A 20,216-nucleotide genomic window follows, 5' to 3' on the forward strand; every position below is an offset into this window, starting at 1 on the left:
GGACTGCTGGTGGGCTGAAGCCCACCCTACGGCTAGGTGTTAGCTTCAGTTTGTAGGGTGGGCTTTAGCCCACCGGGTTGGTCCGTGTGGGCCGAAGCAGATCGCTGCCCGGCCCACCCTACCAGGCTTCGTTGCTCGCTCAGCCGAGCAGATAGAACGCGCCGCAGATCACCACGCCCGAGTACAGCAGCATGATCAGGCAGTAGCCCATGATGTCTCGCGCGCCAAGGCCGACGATGCCCAGCAGCGGCAGCGCCCAGAACGGCTGGATCATGTTGGTCCAGGCGTCGCCCCAGGCGATTGCCATGGCGGTGACGGTGGGCGATACGCCCAGAGCCTGGGCAGCCGGCAGCATGATCGGGCCCTGTACGGCCCACTGGCCGCCACCGGAGGGCACGAACACGTTGACCACACCGGCGCTGAGGAAGGCCAGCAGCGGGAAGGTGTCGGCCGACGACCAGGAAATGAAGGACTCGGTGATCTGCCGACCGAGGGAGACGCCGTCGGCGTTGGCGCCCATCATCATGCCCATGATCCCGGCATAGAAGGGGAACAGCAGGACGATACCGCCGATGCCGCGCACGCTCTCGTCCACCGCGCGCATGTAGCGCTCCGGGGTGCCATGCATCAGCAGGCCGCTGAACAGGAAGATGGCGATGACCACGTCCAGGCCGAGCACGAAGCCCTTGCTGGCGAAGTGGTTGAACAGGTAGATGCCGGCCATGGCCACCAGCGCCAGACCCAGGATGCGGCTGTCGTCCAGGCGCTGCGCCGGGGTGTCACGGGCCGGCAGCTCGGCGTGCGATTCCACCAGCTTGGCCGGGTCGGCCACCTTGGCGCCCTGACGCGGATGCATGGCGCGGTTGAGCAGTGGCAGGCCAATCACCAGAAGCGCGACGATGGTCAGGTTCAGCGGGCTGAACAGGGTCTGGGTGATGCTCACCGGTTCGGTCAGTACACCGGCGGTGATGCGTGCCAGATCGGGGCCGCCGGTGGCCATGGACAGCGGCACCGAACCGGCGAGGCCGCCGTGCCAGACCAGAAAGCCCGAGTAGGCCGAGGCCACCAGCAACGGGTAGTCGACGCCTGCGACCTTGCGCGCCAGGGCGCGGGCGAACACTGCGCCGATCACCAGGCCGAAGCCCCAGTTGACCCAGCAGCCCACCAACGCCACCAGGGTGACCATGATGATCGCCTGGCCCGGCGTGCGCGCGATCGCGGCCAGGCGGTCGAGTTGGCGGTTGATGATCGGCGCGCTGGCCAGGGCGTGGCCGGTGACGAAGATCAGCGCCATCTGCATGGCGAAGCCGAGCAGTGTCCAGAAGCCGCCGCTCCAGTGCTGGACCATGGCCGGCAGCGACTGGCCGGTGGCGGTCATGCCGGCGATCAGCACGCCCAGGGTGAGCAGGGTGGAAAAGACGAAGGGCGAGGGCAGGTACTTCTGTACCAGGCCCACGCTCATGCGGGTGAGTGTGTTGAACATGGGGGATGCCTCTTTTTTTATGGTTGTAAGGGCTTTGACCAGGCATTCGAGGGTTGGCTTCGCCTGGCCGTTGCAGCACAAATGACAAAGCCCGGCACGAGGCCGAGCTGTTTGGCGTAGCCCGGATGCAATCCGGGAGTTCCGTGGCAGGTTTCCCCGGATTGCATCCGGGCTACGGTGTTCGGGTTGCTTAATTGCGCTCGATGGCCAGCGCCACACCCTGACCGCCACCGATGCACAGCGTGGCCAGACCTTTCTTGGCGTCGCGGCGGATCATCTCGTGCAGCAGGGTCACCAGCACGCGGCAGCCCGAGGCGCCGATGGGATGGCCCAGGGCAATGGCGCCGCCGTTGACGTTGACCTTGTCGGTATCCCAACCCAGCTCTTGGCCGACCGACAGCGCCTGGGCGGCGAAGGCCTCGTTGGCTTCGATCAGGTCCAGATCGGCCAGGCTCCAGCCGGCCTTGTCCAGGCAGCGGCGGGTGGCCGACACCGGGGCGATACCCATGATCGCCGGGTCGACGCCGGCATTGGCGTAGCCGGCAATCTTCGCCAGCACCGGCAGGCCCAGCGATTGCGCCTTGCTCGCGCTCATCAGCAGCACGGCAGCGGCGCCGTCGTTGAGGCTGGAGGCGTTGCCGGCGGTGACGCTGCCGTCCTTTTTGAACGCCGGCTTGAGCTTGGCCAGGGATTCGGCGGTGGTGCCGGCGCGTGGCTGTTCGTCACGGGCGAAGGCGACGGGGTCGCCCTTGCGCTGTGGAATCAGCACCGGGGTGATTTCTGTGTCGAAACGACCGGACTCGATGGCGGCCACGGCCTTCTGCTGCGAGACGGCAGCGAAGGCGTCCTGGGCTTCACGGCTGATGCCGTATTTCTCCACCAGGTTCTCGGCGGTGATGCCCATGTGGTAGTCGTTGAAGGCATCCCACAGGCCGTCGAGGATCATGCTGTCCTGCAACTGGGCGTGGCCCATGCGCAGGCCGGTGCGGGCTTTCGGCAGCACGTAGGGCGCCAGGCTCATGTTCTCCATGCCGCCGGCGATGATCACCTCGGCATCGCCGCAGCGAATGGCCTGGGTGGCCAGGTGCAGGGCTTTCAAACCCGAGCCGCAGACCTTGTTCAGGGTCATGGCCGGCACGGCATGGGGCAGGCCGGCGCGGATGGCGGCCTGGCGTGCGGGGTTCTGCCCGGAGCCAGCAGTGAGCACCTGGCCGAGGATGACTTCATCGACCTGGGCGGCATCGAGGCCGGTCTGCTCCAGCAGGCGCTTGATGACGATGGCGCCAAGTTCGGGCGCGGGAATCTCCGCCAGGCTGCCCTGGAAGCTGCCGATGGCGGTGCGGGTGGCGGCGACGATGACGACGTCTTGCATGCTTGACTCCTAGGCGAGAGCGAATCGCTCCACGCTGCAGTGCGATACCAGAGCCGTGGGAGGCGCGTTAGCGGCGAGTTTCCAGTCGCGGCTAAAGCCTCTGCCACAAGCCCCATCTGGCCGAACTAAAAACGTCCCGAAGACGCCGTGCGTGGTGGCGCCTTCGAGACGGTAGACAACTTAGAAGCTCATTTCCGGGACGTGTTTGGGGACGATCAGCTTGCCGGCGGTCTTGGCCACGATTTCCTCGACGCTTACACCCGGCGCCCGTTCGCGCAGGATGAAGGCGTTGTTCTCGATCTCCAGGTAGGCCAGGTCGGTCAGCACCTTGCGGATGCAGCCACAGCCGGTCAGCGGCAGGCTGCAATGCTCCAGCAGCTTGGATTCGCCGTCCTTGGAGGCGTGGGTCATGGTGACGATGATGTTGTCGGCACCGGCCACCAGGTCCATGGCGCCGCCCATGCCCTTGATCAGCTTGCCGGGGATCATCCACGAGGCGATGTTGCCGCGCACGTCCACCTCGAAGGCGCCGAGCACGGTGAGGTCGACGTGGCCGCCACGGATCATGGCGAAGGATTGCGACGAGTCGAAGATCGCTGCGCCCTTGATCGCGGTGACGGTCTGCTTGCCGGCGTTGATCATGTCGGCGTCCACTTCTTCCTCGGTGGGGAAGGCGCCCATGCCGAGCAGGCCATTCTCCGACTGCAGCATCACCTGCATGCCTTCGGGTACGTAGTTGGCGACCAGGGTAGGGATGCCGATGCCGAGGTTGACGTAGAAGCCGTCCTGCAGTTCGCGGGCCACGCGCTGGGCCATTTGTTCACGGGTCAGTGCCATGCTCTTGTCCTCAGCTGCGCAGGGTGCGTTTTTCGATGCGTTTCTCGAAGCTGCCGCAGATCAGCCGGTCGACATAGATGCCGGGGGTGTGAATCTGCGTCGGGTCGAGTTCACCGGGCTCGACGATCTCCTCGACCTCGACCACGGTGATGCGCCCGGCGGTGGCCACCACCGGATTGAAGTTCTGCGCGGTGTGGCGGTAGACCACGTTGCCGAAGTGGTCGGCCTTCCAGCCCTTGACGATGGCGAAGTCGCCGGTGATGGCCGGCTCGAGAATGTAGTGGCGGCCGTTGATCTCGCGGGCCTCCTTGCCCTCGGCGACCGGGGTGCCGTAGCCGGTGGCGGTGAAGAAGGCGGGAATACCGGCGCCGCCGGCGCGCAGCTTCTCGGCCAGGGTGCCCTGCGGGGTCAGTTCGACTTCCAGCTCACCGGAGAGCAGTTGCTGCTCGAACAGGGCGTTCTCGCCGACGTAGGAGGCGATCATCTTGCGGATCTGCCGGTCTTCCAGCAGCACGCCGAGGCCGAAGCCATCGACGCCGCAGTTGTTGGACACCACGGTCAGATCGCGCACGCCACGGCGGCGGATCTCCTTGATCAGGTTCTCGGGGATGCCGCACAGGCCGAAACCGCCGGCCAGTACGGTCATGCCGTCCTGCAGGCCGTCCAGGGCTTCTGCATAGCTGCCGACGCGTTTGTCGAGTCCGCTCATTCGAGGCTGCCTCTTGTTGTTATCTGGGGTGAGGCCAAGCTTCTGCGCTACGAGCTTATTTGTTAAGTTTGTTTTTCCTCTCGATTGATCAGAGAAATAAATTAATGACCGTCAAGCAGCTACGCGCCTTTCTCGCCGTGGCGCAAAGCCTGAGCTTCGCCCAGGCCTGCGAGCGCCTGCATCTGTCGCAGCCGGCGCTGAGCCTGGCGATCAAGAACCTCGAGCAATCCCTCGGTGGCCAGCTGCTGGTGCGCACCACCCGCAGCGTGGCGCTGACGCCGGAGGGCGAGACGCTGTTGCCGATCGCCGTGCGTCTGCTCGCCGACTGGGACAACGCCGAGGACCTGCTGCGCCAGCACTTCACCCTGCAGATGGGCAAGGTGGCGGTGGCAGCCATGCCGTCGTTCGCCGGCAACCGACTGCCGGCGGCGCTGCGTGCCTTTCGCGACGCCTACCCACGGGTCAACGTGGCGGTGCACGACGTGATCAACGAACAGGTGATGGAAATGGTCCGCGACGGCCGCGTCGAGCTGGGCATCGCCTTCGAGCCGGCAACCCTCGATGGTCTGCAGTTCACCCCGCTGTACGAGGATCGTTTCGTCGCCGTGGTGCCGGCCGACAGCGAGCTGGCCGAGCGCGAGGCCCTGAGCTGGGTGGATCTGCTCGACCGGCCCTTCATCACCCTGCAGCGGCCCTCGGCGGTGCGCCTGCTGCTGGAAGACAGCGTGATCGCCAGCCACGGCAGGCTGCCGGTGGCGTTCGAGAGTCATCAGCTGGTGACGGTCGGGCGCATGGTCGCCGAAGGCCTCGGCGTCAGCGCGGTGCCGCAGCTGTGTCGGCAGCAGATGGAGGAGTTGGGCGCGCGCTGCCTGCCGCTGGGCGAGCCGCAGGTCACGCGGCGTGTCGGCCTGCTGCACCAGGCCGGGCATCAGCTGTCCAGCGCGGCGCAGGCGTTGAGCGACACGCTGTTACGTCAGGCAGAGCGTTATCAGGCGTAGGGCGGGTGAAACCCACCGCTGGCGTGGAGGCGGGCAGCACCCGCTCTAGGAGGAACTTCAAGCGGCTGCATCTGGCCTGTGTAGGGTGCGCCGTGCGCACCGCTGGCAAGGTGGATGCGTGGTGCGCACGGCCTAGGCGGCCCCGCGACACCCTACGAGTATCGATCCGAGGCGGCACACTAGAGCCGCTGCCAGTCCTCGGCGGTATCGACGTCCAGCAGCAGGCCGGGGTCGTCCAGTTCGAGGATCTGCACGGCGTCGGGGTTGCGCTGGATCACCGGCCTGGCGCCCGTGTCGCCGCTCAGCTCGGCGAGCTGCGCCCAGAAGCGGCGGCCGAACAGTACCGGGTGACCGCGTTTGCCCTGATGGCTGGGCAGCACGATGCGGTCCGGGGCGGCGCAGGCCATCAGCGCCTCGAGGCTGTGGCGACGAATCGACGGCATATCGGCAAGAAAGATCGCCACGGCGTCAGCGCGCGATTCGGCCAGCAGGCGCTCGGCCCCTGCGGCCAGGCTATGGCCCATGCCCTCGGCGGTGGCCGGGTTCTGCACGATATGCACGCCCTGTGGCAGCTCAAGCTCTGTCAGCGCTTCGTCCGGACGCAGCACCAGCCAGACGTCTTCGAGCATCGAACAGGGCAGGGCCAGGCTGGCGGCCAGCAGCGAGCGGCCGTCGGCGAGCACGAGCCGGCGCTTGTCGGCACCGAAGCGGCGGCTGTAACCCGCGGCGAGCATCAGCGCGGCGATGGGGGGGGACGGCTGGTTCGGTTGCATGTCACGCCTGTGAAGGATGTGAATGCCGCCGATTGTAAGGACTAATTCGGTTTGCGGTGAGGCGATCTGCGAACCGCTAGGACGACGCACGGCGACGCCGTCCTGGCGGTTCGGACTTCACTGCGCCTGCTGGCCTTTGGCGTCGAGCATCTGCACCAGCTTCTTCCCCAGCGCATGGTCGGAGAAGGGGTTCTGCCCGGTGATCAGCTCGCGATCCACGACCACGTTGGGCGCCCAGGCCTCGGCGTAGCTCAGCTCGCCGCCCGCGCTTTCCATCGCGGTGGCCGGGTAGAACAGGATGCGTTCACCTTGCAGCGACTGTTCGAAAACCTGCTCCTCCGGGGTGGAGAAGATGGTCATGCGGTAGCCCTGATAGATCCAGTCGGCCGCTGCCGGTGTTTCGCCATTGGCCAAGGCCGCCTGGTAGGCCGCCGGGTCGCGCTGCGCCGAGAGCAGGGCGATCGGGCCGTGGCAGATGGCGGCAGTGGGCTTGCCGGCCTGGTGGAAGTGACGCAGCAGGGCGCCGACCTCGGGGTTGTTGGCCAGGTCGATCAGCGGCGCATGACCGCCGGGAATCAGCAGGCCGGCGTAGCGCTGCAGATCGCCCTCGAGCACTTCCTTGAGCGACAGCGTGTCGTCGATGCCCGGCAGGTTTTCCACCAGGCTGCGGATGCGCTGCATCTCCTGCTCGTCGCCGCCGAAGTACTGCGGGGTTACCGAGTTCTCATCGACACGCGGGGCATTGCCCTTGGGTGTGACCAGCACCAGTTCGTAGCCCGCCTTGAGCAGATGGTCGGCGGGGACGCCGAACTCGTTGAGGTAGAACCCGGTGGTGTACTGCTTGCCATCCTTGAGTGGCAGTTGCGTTTCGCTCGACAACAGCACCAGTACTTCGCCCTTGCCGGCAGCCAGGGCGCTGCCTGCCAGCAGGGAGCCGGCAACGGCGACGGCGAGGGTGGTCTTCTTGCTCATGATCGTTCTCCTGATTGGGAAAAGGGGGCCAGGTCCAGGGCGTGAACCACGCGCACCTGGGTGGGGGCGCTCAGCCAGTCGGCTGTGGCGGCGCGATAGTGCTGGTAGTGGGCGCTCTGGCGATGGGCATCGACGGCGGCCTGGTCGACGTAGAGTTCGAACAGGTCGAAGGCCTGGCCGTCGTCGCGCAGGAACAGGTCGTAACGCAGGTTGCCGGCCTCGGCCCTCGAGTGCTGCACCATCAGGCGCAGCGCCTGCTCCACCGCTGCACGGTGCTGGGGTTGGGGCGTGATGGTGGCGAAGATGCCGATCGTCATGCTGATCTCCATGGGGCAACGGGTTTTCAGGCACCATCCTAGGCAAGGCGATATGATTCGAAAATTCGAAAGCGCTTATTTCAGGAATTCAAAAAATGAATATCGCCAAGAAGGACCTGAATCTGCTGCTGGTCTTCCATGTGCTCTATCAGGAGCGCAACGCCTCGCTGGCGGCCGAACGCATGGCGCTGAGTCAGCCAGCCCTGAGCCACAAGCTGAACAAGCTGCGGCATCAGTTCGGTGACCCGCTGTTCGTGCGCGCGCCGCGAGGGTTGACACCGACGCCGCGGGCCCATGAGCTGGCGCCGCAGGTTCAGCGCCTGGTGGGGGAGCTGGAGGGGTTCTACGAGCGCTGCGATGGGCAGGACTTTCTCGGGCGCGTCGAGCGCTTGCATCTGTACAGCACCGACTACATCGAGCAGACCCTGCTGCCCAGGCTGCTGCCGATTCTGCGCCAGCAGGCACCGAACCTGGTGCTGGTCACCCACAACACCCGTGGCCAGCTACCGCGTGACGAGCTGGAGAAGGGCACCTGCGACCTGGCCATCGCCGGCTTCTACAAGGACCTGCCGGGCACTTTCCATCAGCAGCGTCTGCTCAGCGAGGACTTCGTCGTGCTCGCCGCGCATGACAACCCACGCCTCGCGCGCGGCCTGGATCTGCAGAGTTTCGTCGCCTGCGAGCATCTGATCACCACGCTGACGGGGGATCTCGAGGGACTGGTGGACAGGGCGTTGCAGCAACTGGGGCTGCAGCGGCGGATCGCTGCCGGGCTGTCCAGCTTCGTTGCCCCGCCGCGCCTGCTGCGCGGCAGCGACCTGTTGCTCACCTGCCTGCGCTCGCTGGCGCAGGAGGCGGTCGCCCGGGACCCTGAGCTGCGCATGCATCCGCTACCGCTGGAGTTGCCGCGTGTCGAGGTGATGCAGATCTGGCACGAACGCACCCACGCCGACCCGTTGCGCAGCTGGTTCCGCCGCCAGGTGCAGGCAGTCGCGCAGGCGGCGGACTAGAACGAAGGCCCGCGATTCGGTTGGGGCGATTGCTCAGCCGGCCAAGCCCGCCGCCCTGGCGCGGGCGGCGTGCAGTTTCTTGTAGCTGTCGATCAGGCGCAGGTGCTTGTCCAGGCCTTCGAGCTTCATGCTGGTCGGCGTCAGGCCATGGAAGCGAACGCTGCCCTCCACCGAACCGATCACCGCGTCCATGCGCTCGTTGCCGAACATGCGCCGCAGGTTGTGCTCGTAGTCGGCCAGCTCCAGCTCGTCGTCCAGCTGGATCTCCAGCACGGCGTTGACCGCCTGGTAGAACAGGCCGCGCTCGACGGTGTTGTCGTTGTACTGCAGGAAGGCCTCGACCAACTCCTTGGCGTCGTCGTATTTCTTCAGCGCCAGGTTGATCAAGAGCTTCAGCTCGAGAATGGTCAGCTGGCCCCACACCGTGTTGTCGTCAAACTCGATACCGATCAGCGTGGTGATGTCGGTGTAGTCGTCGACCTCGGTGTTGTTGAGGTTGCGCAGCAGCGACTTCAGCTCGCGGTCGCTCAGGCTGTGCAGGTTGAGGATGTCCTTGCGAAACAGCAGCGCCTTGTTGGTGTTGTCCCAGATCAGGTCCTCGACCGGGTAGATCTCCGAGTAGCCCGGCACCAGGATGCGGCAGGCGTTGGCGCCGAGGTCGTCATAGGTGGCCACGTAGACTTCCTTGCCCATGTTCTCGAGGATGCCGAACAGGGTCGCGGCTTCCTGCTCGTTGGAGTCTGCCCCTTCGCCGGAGAAGTCCCACTCGACGAATTCGAAGTCGGCCTTGGCACTGAAGAAGCGCCAGGACACCACGCCGCTGGAGTCGATGAAGTGCTCGACGAAGTTGTTCGGCTCGGTCAGCGCCAGGCTGTCGAAGGTGGGCTGCGGCAGGTCGTTGAGGCCCTCGAAACTGCGGCCCTGGAGCAGTTCGGTAAGGCTGCGCTCCAGCGCCACCTCGAAGCTCGGGTGGGCGCCGAAGGAGGCGAACACGCCACCGGTGCGCGGGTTCATCAGGGTCACGCACATCACCGGGAATTCGCCCCCGAGCGAGGCATCCTTGACCAGCACCGGGAAGCCCTGTTCCTCCAGGCCCTGGATGCCGGCGACGATGCCCGGGTACTTGGCCAGTACGTCCTGCGGCACGTCCGGCAGACACAGCTCGTTCTCCAGAATCTCGCGCTTGACCGCCCGTTCGAAGATCTCCGACAGGCACTGCACCTGCGCTTCGGCCAGGGTGTTGCCGGCGCTCATGCCGTTGGACAGGTACAGGTTCTCGATCAGGTTGCTGGGGAAGTACACCGTCTGGCCATCGCTCTGGCGCACGAACGGCAGCGAGCAGATGCCGCGCGCGGTGTTGCCCGAGTTGGTGTCGAACAGGTGCGAGGCGCGCAGCTCGCCGTCCGGATCGAAGATGGCCCGGCAGTGCTCGTCGAGGATCTCCTCGGGCAGCGCATCCTTCGGCCCCGGCTTGAACCAGCGCTCGTTGGGGTAGTGGACGAACTCGGCGCCCGCGATGTCCTCGCCCCAGAACTGGTCGTTGTAGAAGAAGTTGCAGTTCAGCCGCTCGATGAACTCGCCGAGGGCCGAGGCCAGTGCGGCCTCCTTGGTCGCGCCCTTGCCGTTGGTGAAGCACAGGTTCGACTGCGCGTCGCGGATATGCAGCGACCAGACGTTGGGCACGATGTTGCGCCAGGAGGCGATCTCGATCTTCATCCCCAGCTCGGCGAGGATGCCCGACATGTTGGCGATGGTCTGCTCCAGCGGCAGGTCCTTGCCCGGGATGTAGGTGGTGGTGTCACTCACCGGCATCAGCAGCGCCTGGGCATCGGCGTCGAGGTTGTCGACTTCCTCGATGATGAACTCGGGGCCCTGCTGCACCACCTTCTTCACGGTGCAGCGGTCGATGGAGCGCAGGATGCCCTGACGGTCCTTCTCGGAAATGTCCGCCGGCAGCTCGACCTGGATTTTGAAGATCTGCGCGTAGCGATTTTCCGGGTCGACGATGTTGTTCTGCGACAGGCGGATGTTCTCGGTGGGAATGTCGCGTGTCTGGCAGTACAGCTTGACGAAGTAGGCCGCGCACAGCGCCGAGGAGGCCAGGAAATAGTCGAACGGACCCGGGGCCGAACCGTCGCCCTTGTAGCGGATCGGCTGGTCGGCCACCACCGTGAAGTCATCGAACTTGGCTTCGAGTCGGAGGTTGTCGAGAAAGTTGACCTTGATTTCCATGAGGCTTACCGGCATTGCGAGCAAAAAACGAGGGGCGCCATTATCCGGCTTTTGCCGGGGAAGTCTTGTGCTTTTGCGGTGGCGCCGATGGTCGGGCCTGGCGCTGCCGGGCCGATCGTCCCTGCGCGGTTTCGGCCAGCGCCGAACTTTGCTCTACTGCCAGGCCCGTGGTTGTTCGGGCTGCTGGCGGGTGGTCGGCGTTTGTTGTTTTTTATAACAACAAATATTGATAATGGTTGTGGGTTGGCTGATCATGTCACGGCTATTTTTTAGAAAAACAAGATATTTCTGGAGTTGAACCCATGCATCCTCGTGCGCTCGAGCTCGCCGGAAGACGGCTGCAACGCCGTCGCCCCTTCTGCCAATGCCTCAGCCTCGCTCTGGAGATATCGTCGTGAAACCGTCTCTGGTAGGGGATATCGGCGGCACCAATGCACGCTTCGCGCTGTGGCGCGACGAACGTCTGGAGGCGGTGCGGGTGCTGGTCACCGCCGACTTCGCCGATCCGCAACTGGCCATCGCCCATTATCTGGCCGAACAGGGCCTGGCCCCGGGCGACATCGCCGCACTCTGCCTGGCGGTGGCCGGGCCGGTGAAGGGCGAGCATTTCCGCTTCACCAATAACCACTGGCAGTTCGTCCGCAGCGAGCTGGCCGCTTTCCTGCATCTGCAGCCTGCCGACCTGCTGGTGATCAACGATTTCACCGCCATGGCCCTGGGCATGACCCGCCTGCGCCCGCAGGAGCGGCTCGAGATCTGCCCGGGCGTGGTGGAGGAGGACTGTCCGGCGGTGGTCATCGGGCCGGGCACCGGTCTGGGCGTGGGTACCCTGCTGCCCCTCGGTGGCGGGCACTGGCGCGCGCTGCCGGGCGAGGGCGGGCATGTCGACCTGCCCATCGCCACCCCGCGCGAGGCGCAGCTGTGGCAGGCACTGCATGCCCAGCTCGGCCATGTGCGCGCCGAAGACGTACTCAGTGGCAGCGGCCTGCTGCGCCTGTATCGTGCGCTCTGCACTGTGGATGGACACTCAGCGCTGCTAAGCTCCCCGGCGCAGGTTACCGCCGCCGCGCTGGCGGGCGATGCGCTGGCCAGCAGCGTGCTCGAACAGTTCTGCGTCTGGCTCGGCCGCGCGGCCGGCAACTGCGTGCTGACGCTGGGCGCGCGAGGTGGGGTGTACATCGTCGGCGGCGTGGTGCCGCGCTTCGCCGATTTCTTCCGCAGCAGCGGCTTCGCCCGTGGCTTTGCCGAGAAGGGCAGCATGAGCCGTTATCTGGACGGCGTGCCGGTATGGTTGGTGACTGCCGAGTATCCCGGCCTGGAGGGCGCGGGGGTAGCCTTGCAAGAGAGAACCTAGGAGGCTCGCTGCCGGTCAGGAGCGTGCCATGCACGTCAGACGAGAAGGAAGGCATCTTGAGTCAGGCCGGAAAATCCATTCTGCTGGTGGACGACGACCAGGAAATTCGCGAACTGCTCGACACCTACCTGAGCCGCGCGGGCTTCGCCGTGCGCGCCGTGGCGGACGGTGAAGGTCTGCGCGCCGCGCTGGTGGAGGAGCCGGCGGATCTGGTGATTCTCGACGTGATGCTGCCGGACGAGGACGGTTTCAGCCTGTGCCGCTGGATACGCGAGCATCAGCGCTTCGCCGCGGTACCGGTGATCATGCTCACCGCCAGCTCCGATGAGGCCGACCGGGTGATCGGCCTGGAGCTGGGCGCCGACGATTATCTCGGCAAGCCGTTCAGCCCGCGCGAGCTGCTGGCGCGGATCAAGGCGCTGCTGCGCCGCGCCAGCTTCGCCAAGGAGCCGGCCGCCAGCGAGGTGCTGGCGTTCGGCGAGTGGCGCCTGGACATGATCAGCCACCGCCTCTTTCACCAGGACGGCGAGGAAGTGATTCTCTCCGGCGCCGACTTTGCCCTGCTCAAGCTGTTTCTCGACCGCCCCCAGCAGATTCTCGATCGCGACACCATCGCCAGCGTCACCCGTGGTCGCGAGGTGATGCCGCTGGAGCGCATCGTCGACATGGCGGTCAGCCGGCTGCGTCAGCGTCTGCGTGACACCGACAAACCGCCGCGGCTGATCCGCACCGTGCGCGGCGCCGGTTACCTGCTGGCGGCCCACGTCACGCCTGGCAGCCATGGCTAAGCGCCGCTCGCTGGTGCCGCGCTCGCTGCTCGGGCGCATGCTGCTGCTGACCCTGCTGGCGGTGCTGCTGGCGCAGGTGCTGTCCAGCCTGATCTGGCTGTCGCAGCTGCGCGCCAGCCAGATGGAGGGGCTGGTCAGTACCGCTCGCAGCCTGGCGCAGTCGATGGTGGCCAGCGTCAGTTACTTTCGCTCGCTGCCGGTGGGCTACCGCCCGCTGGTGCTCGACCAGCTGCGCAGCATGGGCGGCACGCGCTTCTTCGTTTCGCTCAACGACAAGCCGCTTCAGATGCCGGTGCTCGCCGAGACGCCGCGCAAGCGCGCGGTCATCAGCGAGGTCGACGCCGTGCTGCGCGAGCGCCTTGGCAGCCAGCTGGAGCTGTCGGTGCACTTCGTCAGCCCGGACCATCTGCGGGTGTTCAACAGCGGCCTGCTGCTCAACGAGCTGCCGCGTTCCTGGGCCTATTACGCGCTGAGCCTGGAGCCGCTCAACCCGCCGATCCTGGTCACCCAGATCCGCATCGGCGAAGGCGAGTGGCTGTATCTGGCCTCGCTGCTGCCCGAGCCCTATGTCAACCTCGAGGACCAGGGCCTGCCGCACCAGCAGCTGTGGTTCATCCTGCTGACCAGCGGGTTTCTGCTGCTGTTCGTCGGCCTGCTGGTGCACTGGCAGAGCCAGCCGCTCAAACGCCTGGCGCTGGCGGCGCGGGAAATGTCGCTGGGCGCCGATGTCGAGCCGCTGGCCGAGGTGGGCGGCAGCGAGGTGGTGGAGGTGCGCCGCGCGTTCAACAGCATGCGCGAGCGCATCAGCCGCTATCTCAGCGAACGCAGTCAGCTGTTCAGCGCGATTTCCCACGATCTGCGCACGCCCATCACCCGCCTGCGTCTGCGCGTCGAACTGCTCGACGACGAAGCGCTGCAGGCCAAGTTCAGCCGCGACCTCGACGAGCTGGAGGTGCTGGTCAAGGGCGCCCTGCAGTGCGTCAAGGACACCGACATCCACGAGAACATCGAGCCGGTCGACCTCAATCACCTGCTGCACGGGCTGATCGAACCCTACCTCGGCACGGGCCGGGTCACCGTCGATGGCGCCGCCCGCTACCCTTATCCCGGCAAGCCGCTGGCCCTGCGCCGTTGCATCGGCAACCTGCTGGACAACGCGCTGAAGTATGGCGAGCGCGCGCACCTGCACATCGAGGACGACGCCGAGGCGTTCGTCCTGCATGTCGATGACGAGGGGCCGGGTGTGCCCGAGCAGAAGCTCGAGCAGGTGTTCGAGCCGCATTTTCGCCTGGCCAGCCAGCAGCAGGGCTACGGCATGGGCCTGGGCATCGCGCGCAACCTGGCGCACAGCCACGGCGGCGAGCTGAGCCTGCGCAATCTGCGTGAAGGCGGGTTGCGCGTCACCCTCTGGCTGCCGCGCCATACCAGTTGAACCCTCTGCCGTCGCGAGCGGTCGCAGTGCCCTGGGGCCTGCGCCGCTGTGCCCCGGATAACCTGCCAGCTCCGCTTTGTAACGGTCTGGTGACTTTCCCGTACCCTTTGTTACCCCCACCGTCCGTGGGGCTGGGTAGACTCGTTCGCCAGGCAAGCACCACGACTTGCTCGCGAATAACAACAACAAGGTGTCTCATCCCATGAAAGCGATCTCTCGCCTGTCCACCGCCATCTCCCTCGCTGTCCTGTTGCCCCTGTCCGCCACCGCCGGTGAAGTCGAAGTACTGCACTGGTGGACGTCCGGTGGTGAAAAACGCGCCGCCGATACCCTGCAGAAGCTGGTCGAAGCCCAGGGCCACAAATGGAAGGACTTCGCCGTTGCCGGTGGCGGTGGCGAAGCGGCCATGACCGTGCTGAAGACCCGCGCCGTGTCCGGCAACCCGCCCGCCGCCGCGCAGATCAAGGGCCCGGACATCCAGGAGTGGGGCGAGCTGGGCCTGCTCGCCGATCTCAATGGCGTCGCCGCCGAGCAGAAATGGGATGCCCTGCTGCCACCGCAGGTGGTCGAGGTGATGAAGTACCAGGGCGACTACGTGGCGGTACCGGTCAACGTGCACCGGGTCAACTGGCTGTGGATCAACCCACAAGTGTTCGAGAAGGCGGGTGCCACGCCGCCGACCACCCTCGACGAATTCTTCGCCGCCGCCGACAAGCTCAAGGCGGCCGGCTTCATCGCCATCGCCCACGGCGGCCAGCCCTGGCAGGACGGCACCGTGTTCGAGGACCTGGCCTTCAGCATTCTCGGCGCCGAGGGCTTTCGCAAGGCCTTCGTCGAGCAGGACCGCGCCACCCTGACCGGCGACAAGATGGTCGAGGTGTTCGCCGCCCTGCAGAAGCTGCGCGGCTACATCGACGCCGACGCCGCCGGGCGCGACTGGAATAGCGCCACCGGCATGGTGATCGACGGCAAGGCCGGCATGCAGATCATGGGCGACTGGGCCAAGAGCGAGTGGACCGCCGCCGGCAAGGTCGCCGGCAAGGACTACGAATGCCTGGCCTTCCCCGGCACCCAAGGCAGCTTCGCCTTCAACATCGACTCGCTGGCCATGTTCAAGCTGAGCAACGCCGAGAACCGCAAGGCCCAGGAAGACCTGGCGCGCACGGTGATGGGCAACGAGTTCCAGGAGTTCTTCAACCAGAACAAGGGTTCGATCCCGGTGCGCATGGACCAGGACATGAGCAGCTTCGACGCCTGCGCGCAGAAGTCCATGGCCGACTTCAAGGACGCCGCCGCCGGTGGCGGTCTGCAGCCGAGCCTGGCCCATGGCATGGCCGCTTCCAGCTACGTGCAGGGCGCGGTGTTCGACGTGGTGACCAACTTCTTCAACGACCCCAAGGCCGACCCCAAGCGCGCCGCCCAGCAGTTGGCGGCGGCGATTCAGGCGGTGCAGTGAGCGTTCGGGCCGTCTAGGCGGCCCTTGCCGTAGGCGGGTGTAACCCGCCGGTTTCAAGCCTTCGATCCCTGGCGCATGCCCTCAGGCCGGCGCCATGGGATCGGCCGCGCCGCGTTTCCCTCTCTCAGGGGCAACGGGCCGACCGCGCAACCTGCAACAACGGAGTGATCCATGAGTTCAAACGCAGTCTTCGCCAAAGCCTCACCGCTGGATGCCCTGCAGCGCTGGCTGCCCAAGCTGGTGCTGGCGCCGAGCATGGTCATCGTGCTGGTGGGCTTCTACGGCTACATCGGCTGGACCTTCCTGCTCTCGTTCACCAACTCGCGCTTCATGCCCAGCTACAACTTCGTTGGGCTGCAGCAGTACGCGCGGCTGTGGGACAACGACCGCTGGTGGGTGGCGAGCCAGAACCTGCTGGTGTTCGGCGGTCTGTTCATCGCCATCAGCCTGGCCATCGGCGTGCTGCTGGCGGTGCTGCTGGATCAGCGCATCCGCCGCGAAGGTTTCATTCGCACCATCTTTCTCTACCCCATGGCGCTGTCGATGATCGTCACCGGCACCGCCTGGAAGTGGCTGCTCAACCCCGGCCTGGGCCTGGACAAGCTGCTGCGCGACTGGGGCTGGGAAGGCTTTCGCTTCGACTGGCTGGTGGACCCGGATCGCGTCGTCTACTGCCTGGTGATGGCTGCCGTGTGGCAGTCCTCGGGCTTCGTCATGGCGCTGTTTCTCGCCGGGCTGCGCAGCGTCGATCAATCGATCATCCGCGCCGCCCAGGTCGATGGCGCCAGCCTGCCGAGCATCTACCTGCGCATCGTGCTGCCGAGCCTGGGCCCGGTGTTCTTCAGCGCGCTGATGATCCTTGCGCATATCGCCATCAAGAGTTTCGACCTGGTCGCCTCGATGACCGCCGGCGGCCCCGGCTACGCCTCCGACCTGCCGGCGATGTTCATGTACGCCCACACCTTCACCCGCGGCCAGATGGGCCTCGGCGCCGCCAGCGCGATGCTGATGCTCGGCGCAGTGCTGGCGATCCTGGTGCCGTATCTGTATTCCGAACTGCGAGGCAAACGCCATGACTGATTCCGTGCTCGATGTGCGCCTGGCGCCGCGCCCCGTACCCCGGGTGAGGGCCTTCAGCCTCAGCCGCCTGGCCATTCACGCCACCCTGATCCTGGCCTGCGCGGTGTACCTGGTACCGTTGCTGGTGATGCTGCTGACCAGCTTCAAGACCCCCGACGACATCCGCAGCGGCAACCTGCTGTCGATCCCGGACGTGTTCACCGTGATCGGCTGGGTCAAGGCCTGGGACGGCGTCGGCGGCTACTTCTGGAACTCGGTGAAGATCACCATCCCGGCAGTACTGATCTCCACGCTGCTCGGCGCGCTGAACGGCTACGTGCTGGCCATGTGGCGCTTTCGCGGCTCGCAGCTGTTCTTCGGCCTGCTGCTGTTCGGCTGCTTCCTGCCGTTCCAGGTGATCCTGCTGCCGGCGTCCTTCACCCTCGGCCAGCTCGGCCTGGCCAACACCACCGAAGGCCTGGTGCTGGTGCATGTGGTCTATGGCCTGGCCTTCACCACGCTGTTCTTCCGCAACTTCTACGTGAGCATTCCCGAGGCGCTGGTGCGCGCCGCGCGCCTCGACGGCGCGGGGTTCTTCACCATCTTCGGACGCATCCTGCTGCCGATGTCGGTGCCGATCATCATGGTCTGCCTGATCTGGCAGTTCACCCAGATCTGGAACGACTTCCTGTTCGGCGTGGTGTTCGCCAGCGGCGACACCCAGCCAATCACCGTGGCGCTGAACAACCTGGTCAACACCAGCACCGGGGCCAAGGAATACAACGTCGATATGGCCGCGGCGATGATCGCCGGGCTGCCCACCCTGCTGGTCTACATCCTGGCCGGTAAGTACTTCCTGCGCGGCCTGACGGCCGGCGCCGTCAAAGGTTGAGGTAATAACCATGGCTACCCTCGAACTGCGCAACGTCAACAAATCCTACGGCAGCGGCCTGGCGGACACCCTGAAGAACATCGAACTGGCCATCGACTCCGGCGAGTTCCTGATCCTGGTCGGTCCCTCCGGCTGCGGCAAATCCACCTTGATGAACTGCATCGCCGGCCTGGAAGACATCAGCGGCGGGGCGATCCTGGTCGACGGCGCCGACATCAGCGGCATGAGCCCCAAGGATCGCGACATCGCCATGGTGTTCCAGTCCTATGCGCTGTACCCGACCATGACGGTGAAGGACAACATCGCCTTCGGTTTGAAGATGCGCAAGCTGCCGCCAGCCGAGATCGAGGCCGAGGTGGCGCGGGTGGCCAAGCTGCTGCAGATCGAGCATCTGCTGACGCGCAAGCCCGGCCAGCTCTCCGGCGGCCAGCAGCAGCGCGTGGCCATGGGCCGGGCGCTGGCGCGGCGGCCGAAGATCTACCTGTTCGACGAACCGCTGTCGAACCTCGACGCCAAGCTGCGCGTGGAGATGCGCACCGAAATCAAGCTGATGCACCAGCGTCTGAAGACCACCACGGTGTACGTCACCCACGACCAGATCGAGGCCATGACCCTGGGTGACAAGGTGGCGGTGATGAAGGACGGCATCATCCAGCAGTTCGGTACCCCGCAGGAAATCTACAACGACCCGGCCAATCAGTTCGTCGCCAGCTTCATCGGATCGCCGCCGATGAACTTCATCCCGTTGCGCACTCAGCTGCGCGATGGCCAGTGCTTCGGCCTGCTCGACTCCGGGCAGGCGCGCTGCGAGCTGCACCTGGGCGAGGCGGCCGAACTGGAAGGACGCGAGCTGATCCTCGGCGTGCGTCCCGAGCAGATCCAGCTGGCCGGCGCCGGTTCGACGCTGCCGAGCCTGCGCGCCGAGGTCGAGGTGGTCGAGCCGACTGGCCCGGACACCCTGGTGTTCGTCAGCCTCAACCAGACCAAGGTGTGCTGCCGCCTGGCGCCGGACGCCGCGCCGCAGGCCGGCGCCAGCCTGGACCTGCAGTTCGATCCGGCGCGTGTGCTGCTGTTCGACGCGGCCAGCGGTGAGCGTCTGCGCCCGGGAAAGCGTCAAGCCACTGACAACAAGGTGGCGCAGTTGAAAAGAGGTTGAGCCACACCGCGGTATTGACGCGCCTTATCCCGTAGGGTGCGCACCCTGGCAATGGAAGAAACCGGCGCTGCGGCGGTTATCCGCAGCATTCGCTCAATAAAAACAATCAGGAGCAACGATGAAGACCACACAGCAAAACCTCCCTTGCGCGCTTGGCGCCCCCTGCCTACTTGCATTGGTCCTGGCCGCACCCCAGGTGCAGGCTCTGGAATTCACCGGCTATATGCGCAGTGGCGCCGGCGGTTCGGAGAGCGGCGGCACCCAGTCCTGCTTCCAGCTGCCCGGCGCGCAGTCCAAGTACCGCCTCGGCAACGAATGCGAGCAGTACATCGAACTGGACCTGCGCCAGGATCTGCTGACCCTCGACGACGGCTCGGTGCTGAGCGTCGAGGGCATGGCCCAGCTCTACAACCAGTACGGCCACACACCGAAGTTCACCGGCGACTATGGTTTCGCGCGGATGAACCAGATGTATGCCGAGTGGAGCAAGGTGCCCGCGCTCAATGGCGGTTCGCTGTGGGCCGGCCGCCGCTTCTACAAGCGTAACGACATCCATATCACCGACTTCTACTACTGGAACCAGAGCGCCACCGGCGCCGGTATCGAGGATTTCGAGTACGGCGGCCTGAAGTACAGCTACGCCTTCTCGCGCAAGGACAGCTACTTCCAGGAGCCCTACATCAACCGCCACGACTTCAACGTCGCCGGCTTCAAGGTCAACCCGGGCGGCGAGCTGGAGTTCGGCGTCAGCTACATCGACAAGCCCGACAGCACCGGCGCCAACAGCGGCTGGGCGATCACCGCGCAACACAAGCAGAGCGATTTCTTCGGCGGCGTCAACACCTTCGCCCTGCAGTACGGCCGCGGCCCCGGCACCGGTCTGGGCTATACCGGCGACGTCACCCTCGATCGCGACAACAAGAGCTGGCGCCTGGTGGAGTACTTCGACTGGCAGGCCACGCCGCGCCTCGGCGGCCAGGTGCAGTTCGTCTACCAGAAGGACACCCGGCCCGACGGCGACGATCAGGACTGGCTGTCGGTGGGCGGGCGTACCAGCTACGCCTTCACCGAGCAGTTCAAGCTGGTCGGCGAGCTGGGCCACGATCAGGTCGATGCCACCGACGGCACGCGCAAGCTGACCAAGTTCACCATCGCCCCCACCTGGTCGCCGGCCGGCCCCGGCTTCTGGGCGCGTCCGGAGTTTCGCCTGTACTACACCTACGCCAGCTGGAACCGCGCGGCGCAGCAGGCGGCCAGCCAGTTGGCGGCCGGCTCGGCGCTGTCCGACAGCGGCGCCTTCGACAATGCCCGTCACGGCTACAACTTCGGCGTGCAGGTGGAGCACTGGTGGTAAGCGCCTCGCGCCCGCTCGGCGC

General features: G+C 65.9%; 18 protein-coding genes. 10 read left to right on the forward strand and 8 right to left on the reverse strand.

Translation table 11 applies throughout. The annotated features are described in order from the left end of the window. Window positions 1-139 precede the first annotated feature (139 nt). The 4 genes from N7333_RS13590 to N7333_RS13605 all read right to left on the reverse strand — a co-directional run bounded on the left by N7333_RS13590 (window position 140) and on the right by N7333_RS13605 (window position 4,401). Window positions 140-1,483 carry a short-chain fatty acid transporter gene (locus N7333_RS13590; RefSeq protein WP_041772821.1) on the reverse strand — a complete coding sequence of 448 codons (1,344 nt, stop codon included), beginning with the start codon at window positions 1,481-1,483 and terminating at the stop codon, window positions 140-142. Window positions 1,484-1,673: 190 nt separating this feature from the next. Continuing rightward, window positions 1,674-2,855: an acetyl-CoA C-acetyltransferase gene (locus N7333_RS13595; RefSeq protein WP_252576737.1), complete on the reverse strand. Its 1,182-nt coding sequence runs from the start codon at window positions 2,853-2,855 to the stop codon at window positions 1,674-1,676. 180 nt (window positions 2,856-3,035) lie between these two features. Further along, complete coding sequence (locus tag N7333_RS13600) at window positions 3,036-3,692, reverse strand: CoA transferase subunit B (RefSeq protein WP_129484202.1); 657 nt, start codon at window positions 3,690-3,692, stop codon at window positions 3,036-3,038. Window positions 3,693-3,702: 10 nt separating this feature from the next. Continuing rightward, entirely contained in the window at window positions 3,703-4,401 is a 699-nt protein-coding gene (locus N7333_RS13605; protein ID WP_129484201.1) for a CoA transferase subunit A, read from the reverse strand. 104 nt (window positions 4,402-4,505) lie between these two features. Between N7333_RS13605 and N7333_RS13610 the strand changes: the two genes are divergently transcribed. Beyond that, window positions 4,506-5,399 carry a LysR family transcriptional regulator gene (locus N7333_RS13610; protein WP_129484200.1) on the forward strand — a complete coding sequence of 298 codons (894 nt, stop codon included), beginning with the start codon at window positions 4,506-4,508 and terminating at the stop codon, window positions 5,397-5,399. Window positions 5,400-5,578: 179 nt separating this feature from the next. Here the strand turns inward: N7333_RS13610 and N7333_RS13615 are convergent, their stop codons facing one another. The 3 genes from N7333_RS13615 to N7333_RS13625 form a co-directional block, all read right to left on the reverse strand. Then, window positions 5,579-6,172 carry a nucleotidyltransferase family protein gene (locus N7333_RS13615; RefSeq protein WP_129484199.1) on the reverse strand — a complete coding sequence of 198 codons (594 nt, stop codon included), beginning with the start codon at window positions 6,170-6,172 and terminating at the stop codon, window positions 5,579-5,581. A gap of 117 nt (window positions 6,173-6,289) precedes the next feature. Next, window positions 6,290-7,144 carry a type 1 glutamine amidotransferase domain-containing protein gene (locus N7333_RS13620; RefSeq protein ID WP_129484198.1) on the reverse strand — a complete coding sequence of 285 codons (855 nt, stop codon included), beginning with the start codon at window positions 7,142-7,144 and terminating at the stop codon, window positions 6,290-6,292. Further along, window positions 7,141-7,461, reverse strand: coding sequence for a putative quinol monooxygenase (locus N7333_RS13625; RefSeq protein ID WP_036986939.1), 321 nt, complete (start codon window positions 7,459-7,461; stop codon window positions 7,141-7,143). Before N7333_RS13625 ends, N7333_RS13620 begins: the two co-directional genes overlap by 4 nt. 95 nt (window positions 7,462-7,556) lie before the next feature. Between N7333_RS13625 and N7333_RS13630 the strand changes: the two genes are divergently transcribed. Continuing rightward, window positions 7,557-8,471 carry a LysR family transcriptional regulator gene (locus tag N7333_RS13630; protein ID WP_129484197.1) on the forward strand — a complete coding sequence of 305 codons (915 nt, stop codon included), beginning with the start codon at window positions 7,557-7,559 and terminating at the stop codon, window positions 8,469-8,471. Between the two features lie 33 nt (window positions 8,472-8,504). Here N7333_RS13630 and N7333_RS13635 read toward each other — a convergent pair whose 3' ends face one another. Continuing rightward, window positions 8,505-10,703 carry an OsmC domain/YcaO domain-containing protein gene (locus N7333_RS13635; protein ID WP_129484196.1) on the reverse strand — a complete coding sequence of 733 codons (2,199 nt, stop codon included), beginning with the start codon at window positions 10,701-10,703 and terminating at the stop codon, window positions 8,505-8,507. Window positions 10,704-11,097: 394 nt separating this feature from the next. Between N7333_RS13635 and N7333_RS13640 the strand changes: the two genes are divergently transcribed. The 8 genes from N7333_RS13640 (at window position 11,098) to N7333_RS13675 (ending at window position 20,194) form a co-directional block, all read left to right on the forward strand. After that, window positions 11,098-12,057, forward strand: a complete 960-nt coding sequence (locus tag N7333_RS13640; protein WP_129484195.1) for a glucokinase — start codon at window positions 11,098-11,100, stop codon at window positions 12,055-12,057. A gap of 56 nt (window positions 12,058-12,113) precedes the next feature. Beyond that, window positions 12,114-12,845, forward strand: coding sequence for a response regulator transcription factor (locus tag N7333_RS13645; protein ID WP_003241445.1), 732 nt, complete (start codon window positions 12,114-12,116; stop codon window positions 12,843-12,845). After that, window positions 12,838-14,277, forward strand: a complete 1,440-nt coding sequence (locus N7333_RS13650; protein WP_129484194.1) for an ATP-binding protein — start codon at window positions 12,838-12,840, stop codon at window positions 14,275-14,277. Before N7333_RS13645 ends, N7333_RS13650 begins: the two co-directional genes overlap by 8 nt. A 202-nt stretch (window positions 14,278-14,479) precedes the next feature. After that, the gene (locus N7333_RS13655) at window positions 14,480-15,733 is read left to right on the forward strand and encodes an ABC transporter substrate-binding protein (RefSeq protein ID WP_003241449.1); all 1,254 of its coding nucleotides are present in this window, start codon (window positions 14,480-14,482) and stop codon (window positions 15,731-15,733) included. A 171-nt stretch (window positions 15,734-15,904) separates the two neighbouring features. Further along, entirely contained in the window at window positions 15,905-16,813 is a 909-nt protein-coding gene (locus tag N7333_RS13660; protein ID WP_003241451.1) for a sugar ABC transporter permease, read from the forward strand. Beyond that, window positions 16,806-17,684 carry a carbohydrate ABC transporter permease gene (locus N7333_RS13665; protein WP_129484192.1) on the forward strand — a complete coding sequence of 293 codons (879 nt, stop codon included), beginning with the start codon at window positions 16,806-16,808 and terminating at the stop codon, window positions 17,682-17,684. The genes N7333_RS13660 and N7333_RS13665 overlap by 8 nt, the downstream gene beginning before the upstream one ends. A 10-nt stretch (window positions 17,685-17,694) precedes the next feature. Further along, on the forward strand, window positions 17,695-18,840 hold the full coding sequence (locus tag N7333_RS13670; RefSeq protein WP_129484190.1) for an ABC transporter ATP-binding protein: 1,146 nt from the start codon (window positions 17,695-17,697) through the stop codon (window positions 18,838-18,840). Window positions 18,841-19,063: 223 nt separating this feature from the next. Continuing rightward, window positions 19,064-20,194 carry a carbohydrate porin gene (locus N7333_RS13675; protein ID WP_252576773.1) on the forward strand — a complete coding sequence of 377 codons (1,131 nt, stop codon included), beginning with the start codon at window positions 19,064-19,066 and terminating at the stop codon, window positions 20,192-20,194. Window positions 20,195-20,216 lie beyond the last annotated feature (22 nt).

It is taken from the genome of Pseudomonas sp. GD04158 (assembly GCF_029834875.1).
In the GTDB taxonomy this organism is placed as follows: Bacteria; Pseudomonadota; Gammaproteobacteria; order Pseudomonadales; family Pseudomonadaceae; genus Aquipseudomonas; species Aquipseudomonas hydrolytica.